This is a genomic window from Bdellovibrio sp. KM01 (assembly GCF_013752535.1).
GTDB lineage: Bacteria > Bdellovibrionota > Bdellovibrionia > Bdellovibrionales > Bdellovibrionaceae > Bdellovibrio.
The window spans coordinates 2,391,002-2,407,887 of record NZ_CP058348.1 but is presented as its reverse complement, the minus strand read 5'-3'; the positions used below and the strand labels follow the sequence as shown (position 1 = coordinate 2,407,887).

Genomic DNA, 16,886 nt, shown 5'->3' with positions numbered 1-16,886 from the left:
TGTGAATCGTTTTTTTATTTCCACACCTCTTGGTTTCGAAAATACCGCTCTTCAAGAAATGAAAGAGATCTGGCCCTATCTTTTAGGGAAAGATGCAAAAACTCATTCTCTGCCATTCCCGGAAGTTTCTGTGCTGATGGGTGGGTTGGAGTTTGAAACGGAGCTGTTTCAGGCTTTGCAGTTAAATTTCTTTTTGAAAACGGCAAACCGTTTGTTGCTAAGAATGACTTCGTTTCGCACCAAAGATCTGCCTAAATTTTATCAGAAATTTAAATCACTCCCATGGAAGGAATACCTTCCTCACGCGAATGTCGACTGGGAAGTGGCTGCGCAAAAAAGTCGTTTGAACAATGAAAAGCGTCTGCAGGAAAGTGCTGAAAAAGCCCTGCAGGAAATTTTCGCAGGCCAAAACGGCGACAGCACCTGTGCTGCGATTTACATCCGCATGGAAGACGATCTGTGCACGATCAGTCTGGATGCCACCGGCGAACATCTGCACAAACGTGGGTGGTCGGTTTTGAAAGGTGAAGCTCCGATGCGTGAAACCATCGCTGCGGAACTTTTAAGAGAAATGATCGGGGATGCAACTCCTGCAGAAGTTTCTTCGGTGACCCTGTGTGATCCAATGATGGGCTCTGGAACTTTCCTGACGGAGGCCCGTGGGTTGTGGTCAGGTCAATTCCAACGAGACTATGCTTTTAAGCAGTGGAAGAAATGCCCAAAGCTTTTCTTATCACCAAGCTTTGCCTTGAATTATGAAATTCCCGCACGTGCGCCGTTTAAAGCGGTCTTGGGAATGGACATCAATCCCGAGATGCCTGGAATCGGACTTAAAAACTTTAACGAAGTCGAAGCTCAGTTAAAGGCCTATCAACGGTACGAGTTTAAATCTCAGGAACACAAATTCTGGGTTCAGGACGCCCTTCAAGGTGTGGACTTACGAGGTCCACTGTGGATGGTCGTAAACCCTCCCTATGGGGAGCGTTTGCCGGTTGCGGGCAAAGGGGGCCTAAAGACCCTGGCGGCCGAACTGTGCCGTTTATATAAGCCCCAGAAGCTTGGGATCCTGTATCCGGACAAGGACAGAGTTCAGCCGGCTCCTAATGGCTACCAAATCGAAAAGGAGCTCAAAATCAACAATGGCGGGATCCGCTGTCTGTTTACGATTTTGACACCCCTGTAAAAGAGGATTTGCCTCTGGCGGAATCGAACCGATCAGGTTAGATTCTGCCCTTATGAAAAGCCTAAAAGTACTTTCCGCTCTATTTATTTCATCCGCACTTTTAACGACTGCTTGTACTCCACAAGACAAGCAAGTTGGAACTCCTGAGGTTATGGCGAAAATCCGTAAGCCAAAAGGTAATAAAGGCGGCAACGTTGGCACTTCTTCCGGTTTGAAAATCGGAGCTTATGCGGCTTCAACCGTGATGATGGAAAAACAAATTGAAGCATTGGAGCTTGCGCAATTGGCTTTGGGCCACGCAGATGTCGCAAAATCTTTGTACTCTATCAGCGACAAAGCGACTGATGAAAAAGGTGTCACAACGTTAAAGATCACTTCTTTGAAAGAAGATCTGAACTATTCAAACGGATTGGGTGCCATCAAAAGTAAAATGAACAAAACCTTCAACGTCACTATTGCTAGCACCGAAGACGGTGAATTTGGCGTGGAGATTCTGGGTCAGCCGGTTAAATCTTTCGCTGATGTGGTGGATTTGAAAAAGACCTATGTGAACGTGTTTGAGGATTCTTACAAAATGGTTCTGGTTACATTGAAAGACGATCCTTCGAAATTGGGTCTCGCAGTTGAATCCAGCGGTAAGTTTAAAGCTTCTTCCGCGAGCGGTGTTAGAGAAGAGTCGTTTTCTTATATTATGAAAATGCAGATTGATCGCGCAAGTTTGACAGCACCTGCTGTTGCGATTCTTAATTCTGACATGGCTATGGTTTTGGGTAAGGATCAATATGCGGTTTCTGCAAAGGATTTGACTGTGAAAGTTGAAGGCCGTTGCAATGAGCTTGTGGGTGCCGGTGTGATCGAATCAGACAAGCGCAAAAACAGTGTTACTTTCGACAGCTCTTCAGTTTCTGTAGGTAACAAATGGAAGCAAGATCTTGCGACTTGCGGTCACCGTCCAACGGTTGATATCGGTCGATTGCTGGTTTACTAGGAATTTAGAAAGCGAAATGCAAGGGTGGTCGGGCAACTGACCAGGGTTATAAAAAAAGCCGCGGTTTAAAACGCGGCTTTTTTTACTTTCAGCATCAGGTGCTATTTCTTTTTGCTCTTTTTAGCAGGAGCTTTTTTCTTATCCGTTGCTGCCGGTTTTTCATCTTTCACCGGAGCCTTCGCTTCACTTCTTTGTTTCAAACGAACATAAAGCGGGAAGTGATCTGAAATACCATTTTGCTCATCGTAATCCCAACGTTTTGGGTATTTACCTTTTTTAAGATGAATCGGGTTGTAGCGAATCACGTCGATTGTATTTGGCATCATTTGATAGCTACCAGATCCATCACCCAAAAGGGCTGGGCTGTAAACTTGCGCATCCAGGAAAGACCAATTGCCGCGGTAGTTATGAGTTCCCGGACAGTCTTTGCAACCGACAAAGTGAGAAACCGCGCCACCTTTTGCCAGAATGTCGCGGAAGATATGAACTCTGTCTTCTTCCTCGGCGGAGATATTCAAGTCTCCACCGAATACGACCATCGCATTCGGGCCTTTTTGTTTGATTAACTCCACCGTGAATTGAGCAATCTGTTGACGCCAGTAAGTAGGATTCGCTTGAGAAGGGAAGTGACCCACCATGAACGTGATAGGATCGCCATTAGGTGCCTTTACAGTTACTTCCAGGATGCGACGGGAACGTTCCATCCACTCGCCATCTTTTTCATTTTCAGGCTTCCATGGGATCGGGTGCAACACCGGCTTACCGACAAGAGGGAAGCGCGACAAGAATGCGACGTTAATACCGCGCTTGTCAGGTCCATCGATAATCACCTGCGTGATATAATTTGCTGCCGCCAATTTTTCATTTAATTGCTTAAGAACAACGTCGCTTTCGATCTCGATCAGCATCAAGTTGTCGGGACCGTTGCTATCAACGCCTAAAACAACTTTAGAGATGTTATTAAGTTTCGTATCCAATGCATCTGGATTCCAGTCCGTCGTCAGACACTCATTTTGGCGATAAGAACTGTCGTTATTTTTGACACAAGCAGTACGTAATTTTGCGTCGCCTTTTTTCATATATGCGGGCAAGAATGTTTCGTCGTCATGGCCTGGAGTCTTTACAGTGTCGAACAAGTTTTCGACATTGAATGACATAACGCTGATCTCATTGTCCGCTTTCGGTGGAAGATCCCAGTGTTTTTTCGAGAAGGAGACGGCACAACCCGTTGCAAGGGCCAATACCAGAGACAGAATCAGGTTCTTAAGGAATGTGTGCTTTTTCATAGGCACTCACAGTAGGCGTTCTTGCGCGTCTGCTCAAGTCAAAAGACTGTCTAATTTTTGACTATTGTTTAATGCAAGGCGCTATGGCATAACTTCCAAGTCTTTGTCGTAAGCATCCGTAATTAGGAGTGAAAAATGTTAAGAAAAGCGACCGGTTTATTGATCGCAAGTTTGTTGGTTTCGACGTCTTCTTTCGCAGCCGTATTGGATGGTGACGACTTCGTTTCCGCAACTTCAGTAAGTGGTCGTGCAAACGACTGGTCACTGACTTTCTTTTCTATCGCTTCACAAGCGAACATGAAGCCGGGTAAATCAACATCTGAAGCGCGCTCAGTTGATACTTACGATTACTTCTCAATCAATTATAAATTGGGTGCTGATCAAAAAGCAGCATTGCGCTTGCCCTTCAATTACAACACGGCCGGCATGGACGAGTACGGTGAAAAGCAAACTTCCAACTTTTCAATGCAAGACATCCATTTCGTTTACTCGAACTATGACTTGGGTTACTTCGGTGATATCGATCTTTCCGGTAAAGTAAAAGCTTACCTTCCTTCAAGCAAAGTTTCTCAAGAGAATGGCTTGATCACAAAAATCCGTTTGGAAGGTTACGCTGACTATAACTTCAATCGCTCTTGGTCTGTCGCTTATGTGGCAAAACCAGATATTTACTGGCAGAGCCAAACAGCAAGCATCAACACATCTATTCCCACATTTGACGATGGCATGTACGTGACAGATCCTCGTCAGACAAACAAACAATTCGGTCTTGAGCACTACGTTCAGTTTCAATACTACATCAATTCGATTTTCCAAATCACGACTAAAACTGGTTTCGTAGAAAACTGGTACCATTCCTCTGCCGTAGAAGGTTTGGATGGTGATCACACGACGGCACTTCGTTTGGGGGCAAGCTTGTGGATTAAACCAGCGCGTGGATTTTCATTCACGCTGGGCGTAGGTAACGATTCAATGTTGGGAAGCTACAAAGGCGAAGACACGAAAATCTGGCAACCTTTCAATACACAGTACTCTTTAATGACAAATATCTACGTACTGTAGGTAACAGTTCCCTTTTAGGAATGCAGTGCAGAACCTCTTTGGCTCTGCGCTGTTTTAAATAGTGAAGTGATGTGATTCGCCTGTTATGGGATTGATAAATTGCAACTCGCAGGCGGTCAGTTCGATTCTTTCCTCGTCCCATCTTTTTTCCGCCCCATAGGCGTGATCGCCGATGATTGGGGATTTTTCATATCCCAGTTGTGCGCGGATCTGATGAGTTCGACCGGTGTGCAGGTGAATTCTTAATTCGGTGTGCGCGGTTTGTTCTTTTACTTCCAAAATTTCCAGAACACATTCTTGCCATTTATCTTTTTGCTCGTGACTTACTACTTTCGGAGCGCGCGGGGATGGCTCCATATAATGAGTCAGAATTTTCAGTGTCGGGGCGTGGCCTTCGATTTTAGCGCGATAGATTTTTTTGATTTCTCGGGCGATCAATAATTTATTGAAGGCTGTTTGGAATTCGACAGTTTTTGCATAAACGATCAGACCATTTGTGGGAACATCCAAGCGGTGAGTGACATACAACTTCTGCTTTAAAACTTCTTCCATGTAGGATTGCAGATTTTCTTGGATGTTATCGACGCTGCCATGAACGGGAATTCCCGAGACCTTGTTAACCACCACGAAGTGATCATTTTCAAAAACAATACGCTTTGTGAAGTCGACGTTACCTTTTGGGAATCTTCGCGGCTTAGTATGGACTCGTAAGTAGTCACCATTCGAAACCGTAACATTATTAGCAATGCGACTATGGTTGAGATAGATGGAGCCAAGGTGTATTAAAAAGTCCACTTGGTCAGCGCTAAGTTCAAGAATGCTTAATAAAACATCACGCACCGACCCGGACATCGGGCTGATAATGTGTTTTACACCGTATTCAAATCCTCTTTCGCTCTGCATACTATTCCTTATAGCGGAAAGTGAACATAGCACAGTGTGACGTGGGTGTTCAAGTGGGACAGTTCCCTGCATAGTAGGGGACCTAGGAGATTACTTTTGGAATTTGCCAACGAGCCGATATTTCAGTGGATGTCGCAGTTTGCTTACCAACCTTATACGGTCTACTTCGCGTTGGTCGGTATGATGTTGTTATCAGCAGTTGGCTTGCCGTTGCCTGAAGAAGTGACTCTGATTAGCGTTGGTATTCTGGCGTTCATGGGATCTCACCCAGAACATTTTCCGCCGCCTTTTCCTGGTGCTCCTGTCGTAAACGTTCATACCGCTGCCGTCATTGCTTTCTTTGCCGTCTTTCTCAGTGACTTCCTCATATATGGAGTTGGCAGAGTTTTTGGGCGAAAGCTTCTTTATCATCCGCGTGTTCATAAAATGTTTCCACCTCACTTGATGAAACGAGTGGAGGAGTGGACTCATAAATATGGTGCTTACGCCTGCGGGATTTTCCGTTTCACACCGGGCATTCGTTTTCCAGGTCACTTGGCTTGTGGGATGTTACACTTTCCGGTGTGGAAGTTTTTGTTGATCGACGGCTTGGCCGCTGCCATCAGTGTACCGACTCAAATCTATTTGTTAGCTCATTACGGTGAACCTATCTTGATGAAGCTTCGTCAGTTCAAATTGGTGGTGTTCGGTATCATCGGTTTGCTGTTGATCTATTTCGTGTTCCGCAAGATTCGCGAAAAGATGCTCCAAAAAAAGAGAACCGCCTAGGAGCGCTTCCTCGCTCCTAAAATTTACAAGTCTGCTTAATTTATACACATATTAATTGTCGGGATATTCAGTATATGAGATCTCGTCAGGGAATGCTTTTTGTACTTCTAAGCATGATTAACATGAGGTGTACGATGTCGTTAACGGGTGCTCTTTTGATTCTCGTTTCTCCAGTCCTGGGCTGGAGCCAGGAAAAGCCGGCGGACTTGGTGGTCACGCCACAGGAAAAAGCTATGTACCTTGAGCACAACCAAACTGTGGTTGATGTTGCAAGCCGATGCATTCAGGAAACTTACAAAACCCATATCGCGTTCTTTAACAAGTACGGTATTTCCAAATACTATGGAGATCGCAATCCATCTTTGAACACACGTGAAAAGCGTCTGGCAGTGATTAAATCTGTCGGAGCACCGACTTCCATCGTCGATCAGTTGGAAGGCATCAGTTGTATTGGCTTGACTCGTAAATGTTTAAAGCAGGGCTTTGATGCCACTCAAAATCCGCAGATGTCTGCGTTGTGGAGTCGTCTTGATCAAAATCTGATCTCGCGCGGGACAGATGGCTTGGTGCTGACTCAGCATTTGCAGAAATTGGGATGGAAGATTCTGTATTGGAATCCTCGTCCGGATTTGAATGGGGAATGGGATGCCGAAGATCCGATGATTCTGGCTGGCAAGCCAGTGTCCTGGGATTCAGGTATTCGTAACAGTCAGGGCCAATTTATCTATCATCCAGCGTGGGGCATGCACGGCATGAGATACAACCAAGTGATGAAGAAAGACGTTTACTACAACGTAAAGGTCGACGACAAAACGACATTGGTTAATTTCGATATCGAATTGCCTCAAGCTTTCATCGACAATGCCTTCTTTGTCGGAGTCGCCCATGCGGGCTACCACGTATTCCCCGGCAGCTTTGGTCAAGTGATCGAAGCCCACAGCATGCGCAGACTAGATTCCATCGACAATCTAGAAAAGGGCCAATTCAATCCACTCGCTGTTGGCGGAGCGCCACAATGGACCAAGATCGAAAAGTACCGTTCCGGTATCGTAGCGATCCCACCCAAATAAAAAAACAAAGGCGCCCATAAGGCGCCTTTTCTATAACTTCCATTTTCGATTTTCAATTTTCGCAAACCGGCTCCTAAGCCGCCTTTACTCCATGAACTAACTCTTCAGTCACTTCACATGACAAATGCAAAGCCACCGGTTTGTTATGGCTTTTAGGCTCAATATCTTTCCAGAAGATTTTTTCGTAACCGTTCTGCAAAGCAAAGATCTCTTCGCGGATCTTGAATAGCAAACCTGCAGGGGAGCCCAGCAACCAGTCGATTTGCACCAGATAGAAAGCTTCTTCCAGCTCTACCGGATTCAGAGACGAGATGAAAGACTTCGGTAAGTTGTGCACCAAGTGACAAGCGTTGTGAGAATACTTTTGGAAAGCTTTTTCCATTGGGTTTGCGAAAAGCTTTTCAACACGTTGATCAGGAGTACCACGCCCCGTGAAAGGCTCTGAAAAACGTTTAAAGTTCCAGTAAAGCAAAGCATCGTTCACCACGTATTCCACGCGTGGCAAATAGTCCGTTACCGCGTCGACTTTCACCGCTTCATGAGAAGCATCCGCCACGTGGGCATTGTGATCGATCGCAACCAGGCTGCGCAAATTATAAAGGAAGGAGTATAGCGTGTGCAGCTTATCCATAAACGGTTTGGAAAAATTCAAACCGAAATTGTAAAGCAATGGAGAAGACATTTTATTTTCAAACCAGGCGAAGGTTTCAAGCAAAGGCCCCATGGCTGTCAGATCAAAGCCAGACGGAGTCATCGCTGTGTCGAATGTCTCGTTGAAGTGTTCTTCAAACAGAGCGCAAAGCTGCGGATCAACGACGGCGATATGAGATTGCAGGGAGCGAACGCGCTCTTGAGAGCGTTCATAGATCTCCACATGGGGATCCAATGTTTTCCAAGCATCCAAAGCAAATGGATAGTCCATGTGCTTCGTCGTCAGTGGAGATTTGATATAGGAGTTTAATTTGACAAGTGACAATCCCACTAAGGCGTCACTCATATACTTGAACGGTGCATGTGGTTTGAATTTTTGGAAAGCAGATTCATCGCTCCAAAATTGAACCTTGAGCGGCTTCAATGTCGCTCCCTTAGCCATAGAAACATCAAAACCCAAACGTAGACCCTTGTGCTTCATACACACTCCTTCGCATCATCCGTATCGGTCCAAGACAGAACTTGTTAGAGTCCTGAAACTATGCAAACCTAAAGTCGGGGTTTTTCCAGGTAGGAGTGATGGTATGACTGCGTTTGGACGATGGATTGATGCTCACGGACATTTGGCTGATGTTCGCTGGGATGGCAAGCAAGCGGAGATCATTGAAGCAGCTCAGGCGAAGGGCATTCATTTCTTTATGCAGGGGGGAGTAGGGCCTGAAGACTGGGAACGTCAACGCCGCTTGAAGGCACGTTTTCCTCATCACATCGGTCTTTGTTATGGAGTTCATCCGTACTGGGTGGCGGATCATTCCGATGAAGAATTGGAAGAGGCCTTAAACTTACTTGCCCAGGAACTTCCTGAAGCCATGGGGCTTGGAGAAGTCGGGTTGGATTTCCGGCCGCATATCATGAAGGACTCCAGGGACCGCCAGATCACCGCTTTTGAAGAACAACTGGAAATCAGTCACATCGGAAATCGTCCCGTGGTTTTGCACATCGTACAGGCCCATGACGAAAGCTTGATGATCATGGATCTGTTTGGACTCCCTCCGCAAAAAGGCATGGTTCATTCCTTTAACGGGAGTGCGCATAAGGCTCAGGATTTCCTAAAACGAGGTTTGCACTTGTCTGTGGGGGGCCCTGTTTGCCGCGAAGATAATCAAAAGCTCCACCAGGCTGTTAAAGAGATTCCTATGGAGTTTTTATTGATCGAAAGTGACAGCCCGGATCAGGCTCCGCCGGCGTTTAAAGGACAGCTAAATCCACCTGAATCCATTTGGGAGGTGGCAAAGACTATAGGGAAGCTAAAATCCCTTGATCCTTTGGAAATATTAGATATCACTACAGGGAATTTTCACCGTCTTTTTGGCTCGACAGATGTGCATCTGGTCGACCCCAAGGACAGTCTGCATTGACCTTTTTTCGGTCGGTGCGTTAGCAGGGTGCATGGATACAACGACCGTCGAAAATACAAATCCTACTCAACCACAACAACCGCCAGAAACGGAATACGTTCTGCACCGTCGCTTTGATCGCATGGGGCGCCTGGTTGGCGATGCAACGATGAAAAAGTTGATGAACACACACGTGATGGTTGTGGGTATCGGTGGAGTGGGTTCTTGGGCCGCTGAATCTTTGGCGCGTTCGGGTGTAGGCCACATCACGATCATCGATTTCGATGAAGTTTGTATCACAAACACCAATCGTCAATTGCATGCCGTTCAAGGCATGGTCGGTAAGAAAAAAGCCGAAGTGATGGGCGAGCGCTTGCGCAAAATCAACCCGCAAATGAAAGTTACTGTGATCCCTGAATTCTATAATGCAGAAAATTCTGACAGAATGCTTGCGATCAAACCTGATTACCTGATTGATGCAATCGACAATTTGACGGCGAAAGCGCATTTGCTGGCGACGTGTGTGAAAGAAAATATTCATGTGATCACCTCTGCGGGTTCGGCTGCGAAAATGGATCCACTGCGTATTCAGAAAAAAGACCTGGGCGTGACTCATACCTGTCCTTTAGCTCATCAGTTGCGTAAAATTCTTCGTCAAAAATACGATTTCCCGGAAAAAGAATTCGGAATTCCTTGCGTGTTCTCGGATGAACCGGTGATGATGCCCGAGGAATTGACTTACGATAAAGGCATGGGCTTTAAATGCGTGTGCCCGAAAACGAATGACTTCCACGGATGTGATAATCGTAATATGATTTATGGATCGGCAAGTTACATCACAGGGACTTTTGGTCTGGTAATGGCTTCGCACATTGTGAATGAAGTCAGAGCTTCTGTGGCAGCGAATTTACAAGGAGCAAAAGCATGATCGTAGCTATGTGGTTTACCATGGTTGGTTTGGTGATTATTGCGGGCTTCGCAATGGTGGGTTTAACATTAAGACATTGGGCACAACAAAAGAAGGTGACCAATGGCGCGAAAACAGTTGAAAAGTAAATTACGCTTGGGCTACTCGTTAGCCCGTTCTGTGCACTTCACAGCACAACAGTTCACATTGCCTTTGTTAGAACGACTGGTCGGGCAGTCCGTTAAAGACCGCCCTTCAGTTGAAATCAAAAATATCAAAATATCCTATACTGAACTTTATAAACTACTGAAAAAAGACAGCGATAATATCGATAAAGGTCTTTATCCTCTGGAAGTTTTGTATCCCGAAAATCTGGCCAAGCACGCTCTTCGCTATCCGAAAATTTTAGTGGATGGTTTCCATATTTCCCGTCGCCGTCACGAACACGATGCCAAGGAATTCAATCAGGAAGCGCGCGAATATCTGGCGGATTTGCCCGAGTACTATCAGCGCAACTTCCACTATCAAAGTGGCGGTTACCTGACTGAAAAATCCGCGGAACTTTACGAACATCAGGTGGAAATTTTGTTCGCCGGCGCCGCAGATGCCATGCGCCGCCTGATCATCCCCCTCGCCAAAGATGTTTTCCTAAACGAAGGGGCGGGATTGCGATTTTTGGAAGTGGGAGCGGGCACTGGGCGACTCACACGGTTTATGAAGCTTGCTTTCCCTAAGGCGCACATCACGGTGTTGGATTTAAGTGAGCCCTATTTAAAACAGGCCCGCAAAAACCTGATAAACTTCCGCGGTCTTGATTTCGTGCAGGGGGCGGCAGAAGAGCTGCCTTTTAAGGAAGGCCACTTTGATTTCGTCTATTCCTGCTTTCTTTTCCACGAGCTCCCAGCAGATGTTCGGGATGCTGCTGTTTTAGAAGGCATGCGGGTTTTAAAACCTGGGGGTTATTACGGCCTGGTCGACTCTGTGCAAAAGGACGAAGCCAAGGACCTCAATTGGGCCCTGGAGCAATTCCCCAAGGACTTTCACGAGCCTTTTTACAAGAACTATAGCCTGCATCCCGTTGAGAACTTACTGAAAGACGTGGGCTTTTTAGATCTCCGAAAAGACACAGGATTTTTCAGTAAAGCGGTTCTTGCACAAAAGCCATTCTCTGCTTGAGTTTTTGCTTAAACATGCTACTTTTGCGCCTCTTCGCATAACAGGAGCATGTAATGGGACCGATTTCTAAGTTTATCGAACACAACTACCGTCATTTTAACGCTGCTGCATTGAAAGATGCTGCTGTTGGTTACAAAAAACACATCGATAACAAAGGCCAAATGCTTGTGACACTTGCAGGTGCAATGTCTACAGCTGAATTGGGTCTTTCTTTGGCTGAAATGATCCGCCAAGGTAAAGTTCACGCGATCTCTTGCACAGGTGCGAACCTTGAAGAAGACGTATTCAACTTGGTAGCTCACAATCACTACGAGCGTATTCCGAACTACCGCGATCTAACTCCAGCTGACGAACAAAAACTTTTGGAACGTCACTTGAACCGCGTAACTGACACTTGCATCCCGGAAGAAGAAGCCATCCGTCGTATTGAAAATGTTGTACTGGAATACTGGCAAGACGCTGATAAAAAAGGCGAGTCCTACTTCCCACACGAATTCATGTACAAAATCCTTCTTTCTGGAAAGTTGGAACAGTACTACCAAATCGATCCAAAAAATTCTTGGTTGTTGGCTGCTGCTGAAAAGAACCTTCCGATGGTTGTTCCAGGTTGGGAAGACTCTACTTTGGGTAACATCTTCACTGGTCACATCATCAAAGGTGACATCAAAAAATCGACGACTGTTAAAGGTGGTATCGAATACATGAAAACTTGGGCAGAGTGGTACATGGGTGCTTCTAAAAAAGCTCCAGTGGGCTTCTTCCAAATCGGTGGTGGTATCGCCGGTGACTTCCCAATTTGCGTCGTTCCAATGCTTGAACAAGACTTGGGTCACGAAGACATTCCATTGTGGAGCTACTTCGCGCAAATCTCTGACTCGACTACTTCTTACGGTTCATACTCTGGCGCGATTCCAAATGAGAAAATCACTTGGGGTAAATTGGCACCAACGACACCGTCATACATCGTTGAATCAGATGCAACTATCGTTGCACCACTGATCTTCGCATATGTTCTAGGTCAGTAATTAAGATTTAAAATCTGAATGAATCAAGACCCCAGCTCACAAGGCTGGGGTTTTGTTTTTTGGTGGAGTGTTTTTAGAATGTTCAAATAGCTCATTGCGGAACCGCTGCGGAAATTACTTCTATGATAGCGGTTTAGTAAACTACCGCCATAGTGGCGGTGACTTGTTTAGGCGGCGGTTTTTCTGGACAAGGGGCTTTGGCGGGACTCTAATATTCCCATGAAAACAATCGTTTTAGCTTTATCTTTGTTGGTGGTTTGTTCTTTCTCGTTTGCTCGTCTATCTGATGGGAAGGCCCATTTGAAATTGAAGGGTTCGCAGATTGTGGCTTCTGTTGATGATGGGTTTCACTTTAATAAAGATGCGCCTGCAGCTTTGGTGATGGGCGAGGAGTCCATTGATGCTGTTAAGAAAGATGCGAAAGAGTTTGTTTTTGATGCCACAAAAGCTCAGAAAAAAACTTTCACCGTGAATTACTATGTTTGTGATGACAAAAACACTGTGTGTGAAGCTCATGAAGAGAAGTTTCAGATCACCAATGGAAAATTGGTGGCTCCTTCCGGTGCGACTGCGACTGTGGCAGCAAAAGCAGCAAGCGATGCTAAAGTAGTCGAAGCCCCTTTAAAAAAGAACAAACACGGTTTTTACGAAGACAGCTTTCACGCGGCATTAAAGCTCGCAGCGAAAGAAAAGAAGCTTTTGTTGGTAGATTTTAATGCGCCTTGGTGTCCATCGTGCATTCGTCTGGAAAGTGAGGCTTTTGGCGAACCTGAGTTTATTCAAGCGACGGAAAAATTCATTAAACTGAGTTTGAATGTCGATAAACCCGCTTTGAAAGATATCAGTAAAAAGTACGGCATTAAGGGCATTCCCACAATGATCGTGATGAATGCTAAAGGTGAAGAACTCACTCGCATCTTGGATTTTAAACCAGCTCCGGTACTTGCAAAAGAGATCGCAATCTTTCAGGCATCCAACAAAGCAACTCTAACTGAACTTCGCAAAAAAGCAGATGCGGGAGATCTGGATGCTCGTAAAGTTTTGGCTGATCAATCCTACGCCGCTCTTAAATTTGAAGACGTGGTTAAGTGGCTTGTGCCAACAGGTGAGCAAAGCCTGCTTCTGGCCAACAGTGAAATCAGAGTCGCTGAGAGTGCTTTTGATAAAGATAAAAAGAATGCGGCTGATTACAAAAAGACTTTTGAAAAATGGATCGCTATTTTCCCTCACTCTATAGATGCGATTGAGTGGCGCCCGGATTTGATGAAGTTGATGAAGGGGGAAAGTAAAGAAGTCTCCGCTGAGGTGAAAAAGATCGGGGCCGAAAATATTGCCGAGATTCAAAACCTTTTGGGCAATGAAAAAGCTCGCGCAGAAACCTTTGCCGTCAATAAATTCGGCGACATGACGGGATTCGAAAAGGCAGAATTGCTATCGCAACAGGTCGAGACTTATAAACTAATGAACGAGACGAAAAAATCAGAAGAGTCAGCAGCAGTTTTGGCTAAAGAAGTCGCTACGTTTGATTTATCCGTGGAGCGTCCCGGTCAAGTATTGGTGGCTCTTCCCTATATTAAGGCAGCGAATATGAAAAAAGATGCTCAAGAATGGCTAGAGAAACTATTGAAAGCCAATCCTGACTCTGATGTTTACCTGATGAAATTGGTGGGTTTCCACATGCGCGAGAAACAATTTACTCAAGCGCTGCCTTATGCAGAAAAAGTAGCGGTGATGAAGTCGGACTCGGCCTTGTACTATCAAAGAATTTTGGCGGATGTTCTTAAAGAGCTTAAGCAAAAAGAGAAAGCAATGGACGTCATTAATAAAGCTCTTGCCATGCCAGAGGCGAAACTTGAAAGCAATAAATCCGTTGTGACAGGCTTGCAGGATCTGAAAAAATCACTGTAAGGTTTTCCACCAAAAATGCCCGGACAAAGTGACCCCTTTGCCCGCGAATAGGAATGAACGAAGGGAGTCCGGATGACTTCCTTTTTTCATTTCTGATTAAACCTTGGAAATATATTGTTATTTGTTTGAACGTTTGTGAAGTCTCCGTAAAAGTTTCCTCCTTACGGAGGAAATTCTATGGCCACGGGCACTATGTCTGCGAACGCATCGGCACCGTCTTCTGAAAAAAGCAAGATTTGGAAAGTGATTGCAGCATCCAGCGCGGGAACACTGATCGAATGGTATGACTTTTATATTTTCGGAAGTCTTGCGACAATTATCTCTGCACACTTTTTCCCAAAGGGACATGAAACAGCCGCTCTTTTAGGCACTCTGGCGACATTCGCGACGGGCTTCATTGTTCGTCCTTTCGGAGCTTTGGTGTTCGGTCGTATCGGGGATGTGGTCGGTCGTAAATATGCTTTCATGGTGACATTGCTGCTCATGGGGCTTGCGACCACAGCCATTGGTTTGTTGCCTGGTTATGAAACGATTGGCGTCTTTGCTCCATTACTTTTATTGATTCTTCGTCTGCTTCAAGGTCTTGCTCTGGGAGGCGAGTACGGTGGCGCCGCAATTTATGTGGCCGAGCACAGTCCCGATGGAAAACGTGGATATTACACTAGCTATATTCAGACGACGGCGACTTTGGGACTCTTTGTTTCTTTGGGCGTGATTTTAACGACACGTATGGGATTAGGCGAGGATGAATTCAAATCCTGGGGCTGGCGTATTCCGTTTTTACTTTCTGTGATTTTGGTTTTTGCATCTTATTTGATCCGTAGAAAAATGGAAGAGTCTCCGGTCTTTTTGCAAATGAAGGCAGAGGGTAAAACATCCACCAGTCCTTTAAGAGACAGCTTCATGAAGCCAGAAAACCGCCGACTGGTGATTCTTGCTTTGTTTGGTGCGACCGCAGGGCAGGGAGTGGTCTGGTACACGGGACAGTTTTATGCTCTTTATTTCCTGCAAACAGTTCTAAAGGTCGACTTTGTAGTAGCGAATAAAGTTATCGCCATGGCGTTGCTTTTGGGAACTCCGTTCTTTATTTTCTTTGGCTGGTTGTCTGACAGGATCGGGCGCAAGAAAATCATCATGACTGGATGTGCAATTGCAGCGGCCAGCTATGTTCCCATTTACAAGGCTATGGAGTATCGATCTGGCTGGAACTCCTTGGAGCCCCTGGTAAGTCCTGCGAATCCTGATATTCCGATGTTGGTTTTCTTGGTGTGGGTGCAGGTGATCTTTGTGACGATGGTGTACGGACCCATTGCGGCTTTTTTGGTCGAGATGTTCCCCACCAATATCCGCTACACGTCGATGTCACTCCCATATCATATTGGAAATGGGGTCTTCGGTGGTCTTGTTCCCTTTATTGGGACGGCGATGGTGGCGGCAACTGGCAACCATGTTGCGGGGTTGATCTACCCTATTGCGGTGGCGGTATTGACCTTCTTTGTCGGGATGATCATGGTGAAAGAGCCAACCAATATTAAGTGGCACAGATAAAGGTACGGACTTACTTTCTCCAAAGCTAATAAAAAAAAGGAGCTCGAGGGCTCCTTTTTTTTATTGGGTCTGTTGAATTGTGGCTGTGGTATCTAGACGCGGAAGTGGAGGAACTCGTTGCGAGATGTTTAAGATCCCATTCGCATAGTCGCGGCTGTTATTATACTTCATCAGTGCGGTGACTTGGGCTTCTAAGTTTTTCTGCTTCCAACCACTTTTTTGTAAGTAGTTGGCTACACTCATAATGGCATCCGCAGGCTTTGTGATATCCGGAGTGCTCTCTGGAACCAAGGCCTCGGCAAAGTCACGATAACTGGAAGGAATAAACTGTGGTAAACCAAAAGCTCCCGCATAAGAGCCCCGCAGTTTCTTCAGATTCAGATGTTTCTTTTTACGGATCTCGGCCAGGGCTATCAACTGCTCTTCAGCCCATTTTGCTTTGCTCTCCACGCGCCTTTTCATGATTTCGCGAACTTCTTTGGTCGTAGAGTACTTCTTGATTTCTTTGTTCTTTAAAATCGCCAAACGAGTCAGCTCTTTCAAATTTTCCGGGCTGTTCACTTGCATCAGGTGCACATAGACACTCACGATATGGAAAATCCCCATATCTGCTCCGTGACGAGTTTCAATGTACAATAGGGACGACACCACTTCTGCGGGGACGCCGAACTGTTTTTGCGCCGCTTGAAAAGCATCGGAATTGGCTTTGATAAATGTCGCGGATTTTTGTACGGCCTTTGGATCAAGCTCAGTTAGATGGGCACCTGAAGGGGTCAAGAAGCCCAAAAGATTCAACTTCACAACCGATTTAAAACCTTTGGGTTCGTAGTACTTTGCAGATTCTTCGGAAAATGAGTTTGAAAACCCCAGGCGCTTCAGTTTAGTTTCTACCCATTCAGAGTCTTCCGCTTTCAAATTGACCGGGCGAGCCCATGCGCTCGTGCTGGAAATCAAAAGGAAAAGAAGAACAGACAGAATACGCACTCGCAGGCTCCCAAGAGTGAAGGGGTCTAA

General features: G+C 45.7%; 16 protein-coding genes. 12 read left to right on the top strand and 4 right to left on the bottom strand.

What is annotated here, in order from left to right:
- Position 1: 1 nt before the first annotated feature.
- Positions 2-1,183 carry an RNA methyltransferase gene (locus tag HW988_RS11745; protein WP_181604447.1) on the top strand — a complete coding sequence of 394 codons (1,182 nt, stop codon included), beginning with the start codon at positions 2-4 and terminating at the stop codon, positions 1,181-1,183.
- A 52-nt stretch (positions 1,184-1,235) separates the two neighbouring features.
- The gene (locus HW988_RS11740; RefSeq protein WP_181604446.1) at positions 1,236-2,171 is read left to right on the top strand and encodes a hypothetical protein; all 936 of its coding nucleotides are present in this window, start codon (positions 1,236-1,238) and stop codon (positions 2,169-2,171) included.
- 101 nt (positions 2,172-2,272) lie between these two features.
- Here the strand turns inward: HW988_RS11740 and HW988_RS11735 are convergent, their stop codons facing one another.
- Positions 2,273-3,457 carry an endonuclease/exonuclease/phosphatase family protein gene (locus HW988_RS11735; protein ID WP_181604445.1) on the bottom strand — a complete coding sequence of 395 codons (1,185 nt, stop codon included), beginning with the start codon at positions 3,455-3,457 and terminating at the stop codon, positions 2,273-2,275.
- A gap of 135 nt (positions 3,458-3,592) precedes the next feature.
- Between HW988_RS11735 and HW988_RS11730 the strand changes: the two genes are divergently transcribed.
- A complete protein-coding gene (locus tag HW988_RS11730; RefSeq protein WP_181604444.1) occupies positions 3,593-4,519 on the top strand; it encodes a hypothetical protein in 927 nt (308 codons plus the stop codon).
- 54 nt (positions 4,520-4,573) lie between these two features.
- Here the strand turns inward: HW988_RS11730 and HW988_RS11725 are convergent, their stop codons facing one another.
- Positions 4,574-5,422 carry an RluA family pseudouridine synthase gene (locus HW988_RS11725; RefSeq protein ID WP_181604443.1) on the bottom strand — a complete coding sequence of 283 codons (849 nt, stop codon included), beginning with the start codon at positions 5,420-5,422 and terminating at the stop codon, positions 4,574-4,576.
- Between the two features lie 96 nt (positions 5,423-5,518).
- Between HW988_RS11725 and HW988_RS11720 the strand changes: the two genes are divergently transcribed.
- Both HW988_RS11720 and HW988_RS11715 read left to right on the top strand, forming a co-directional pair.
- Complete coding sequence (locus tag HW988_RS11720) at positions 5,519-6,190, top strand: DedA family protein (protein WP_255489971.1); 672 nt, start codon at positions 5,519-5,521, stop codon at positions 6,188-6,190.
- Between the two features lie 134 nt (positions 6,191-6,324).
- Entirely contained in the window at positions 6,325-7,260 is a 936-nt protein-coding gene (locus HW988_RS11715; RefSeq protein WP_181604442.1) for a hypothetical protein, read from the top strand.
- A 73-nt stretch (positions 7,261-7,333) separates the two neighbouring features.
- On the opposite strand, the gene HW988_RS11710 is transcribed toward HW988_RS11715, so the two are convergent.
- Positions 7,334-8,392, bottom strand: a complete 1,059-nt coding sequence (locus HW988_RS11710; protein WP_181604441.1) for a hypothetical protein — start codon at positions 8,390-8,392, stop codon at positions 7,334-7,336.
- 103 nt (positions 8,393-8,495) lie between these two features.
- Between HW988_RS11710 and HW988_RS11705 the strand changes: the two genes are divergently transcribed.
- From HW988_RS11705 to HW988_RS11680, 7 genes are all read left to right on the top strand, one after another.
- Complete coding sequence (locus HW988_RS11705; protein WP_181604440.1) at positions 8,496-9,329, top strand: TatD family hydrolase; 834 nt, start codon at positions 8,496-8,498, stop codon at positions 9,327-9,329.
- A 31-nt stretch (positions 9,330-9,360) separates the two neighbouring features.
- Positions 9,361-10,236 carry a ThiF family adenylyltransferase gene (locus HW988_RS11700; RefSeq protein WP_181604439.1) on the top strand — a complete coding sequence of 292 codons (876 nt, stop codon included), beginning with the start codon at positions 9,361-9,363 and terminating at the stop codon, positions 10,234-10,236.
- Positions 10,233-10,364: a hypothetical protein gene (locus HW988_RS19160; protein WP_255489968.1), complete on the top strand. Its 132-nt coding sequence runs from the start codon at positions 10,233-10,235 to the stop codon at positions 10,362-10,364. Before HW988_RS11700 ends, HW988_RS19160 begins: the two co-directional genes overlap by 4 nt.
- Positions 10,339-11,391 (top strand): class I SAM-dependent methyltransferase, encoded by a 1,053-nt coding sequence (locus HW988_RS11695; RefSeq protein WP_181604438.1) that lies wholly within the window; start codon positions 10,339-10,341, stop codon positions 11,389-11,391. Before HW988_RS19160 ends, HW988_RS11695 begins: the two co-directional genes overlap by 26 nt.
- 53 nt (positions 11,392-11,444) lie before the next feature.
- Entirely contained in the window at positions 11,445-12,416 is a 972-nt protein-coding gene (locus HW988_RS11690) for a deoxyhypusine synthase family protein (protein WP_142700688.1), read from the top strand.
- Between the two features lie 219 nt (positions 12,417-12,635).
- A complete protein-coding gene (locus tag HW988_RS11685; protein WP_181604437.1) occupies positions 12,636-14,324 on the top strand; it encodes a thioredoxin family protein in 1,689 nt (562 codons plus the stop codon).
- A gap of 177 nt (positions 14,325-14,501) precedes the next feature.
- A complete protein-coding gene (locus HW988_RS11680; RefSeq protein WP_255489967.1) occupies positions 14,502-15,872 on the top strand; it encodes an MFS transporter in 1,371 nt (456 codons plus the stop codon).
- Between the two features lie 60 nt (positions 15,873-15,932).
- Here the strand turns inward: HW988_RS11680 and HW988_RS11675 are convergent, their stop codons facing one another.
- Positions 15,933-16,856 carry a lytic murein transglycosylase gene (locus tag HW988_RS11675; protein ID WP_181604436.1) on the bottom strand — a complete coding sequence of 308 codons (924 nt, stop codon included), beginning with the start codon at positions 16,854-16,856 and terminating at the stop codon, positions 15,933-15,935.
- Between the last annotated feature and the right edge of the window lie 30 nt (positions 16,857-16,886).

Excerpts from the sequence above, each read along its gene's own strand:
- HW988_RS11740 (WP_181604446.1), top strand. The coding sequence starts at position 1,236 with ATGAAAAGCCTAAAAGTACTTTCCGCTCTATTTATTTCATCCGCACTT.
- HW988_RS11735 (WP_181604445.1), bottom strand. The coding sequence starts at position 3,457 with ATGAAAAAGCACACATTCCTTAAGAACCTGATTCTGTCTCTGGTATTG.
- HW988_RS11730 (WP_181604444.1), top strand. The coding sequence starts at position 3,593 with ATGTTAAGAAAAGCGACCGGTTTATTGATCGCAAGTTTGTTGGTTTCG.
- HW988_RS11725 (WP_181604443.1), bottom strand. The coding sequence starts at position 5,422 with ATGCAGAGCGAAAGAGGATTTGAATACGGTGTAAAACACATTATCAGC.
- HW988_RS11715 (WP_181604442.1), top strand. The coding sequence starts at position 6,325 with ATGTCGTTAACGGGTGCTCTTTTGATTCTCGTTTCTCCAGTCCTGGGC.
- HW988_RS11710 (WP_181604441.1), bottom strand. The coding sequence starts at position 8,392 with ATGAAGCACAAGGGTCTACGTTTGGGTTTTGATGTTTCTATGGCTAAG.
- HW988_RS11705 (WP_181604440.1), top strand. The coding sequence starts at position 8,496 with ATGACTGCGTTTGGACGATGGATTGATGCTCACGGACATTTGGCTGAT.
- HW988_RS11700 (WP_181604439.1), top strand. The coding sequence starts at position 9,361 with ATGGATACAACGACCGTCGAAAATACAAATCCTACTCAACCACAACAA.
- HW988_RS19160 (WP_255489968.1), top strand. The coding sequence starts at position 10,233 with ATGATCGTAGCTATGTGGTTTACCATGGTTGGTTTGGTGATTATTGCG.
- HW988_RS11695 (WP_181604438.1), top strand. The coding sequence starts at position 10,339 with ATGGCGCGAAAACAGTTGAAAAGTAAATTACGCTTGGGCTACTCGTTA.
- HW988_RS11690 (WP_142700688.1), top strand. The coding sequence starts at position 11,445 with ATGGGACCGATTTCTAAGTTTATCGAACACAACTACCGTCATTTTAAC.
- HW988_RS11685 (WP_181604437.1), top strand. The coding sequence starts at position 12,636 with ATGAAAACAATCGTTTTAGCTTTATCTTTGTTGGTGGTTTGTTCTTTC.
- HW988_RS11680 (WP_255489967.1), top strand. The coding sequence starts at position 14,502 with ATGGCCACGGGCACTATGTCTGCGAACGCATCGGCACCGTCTTCTGAA.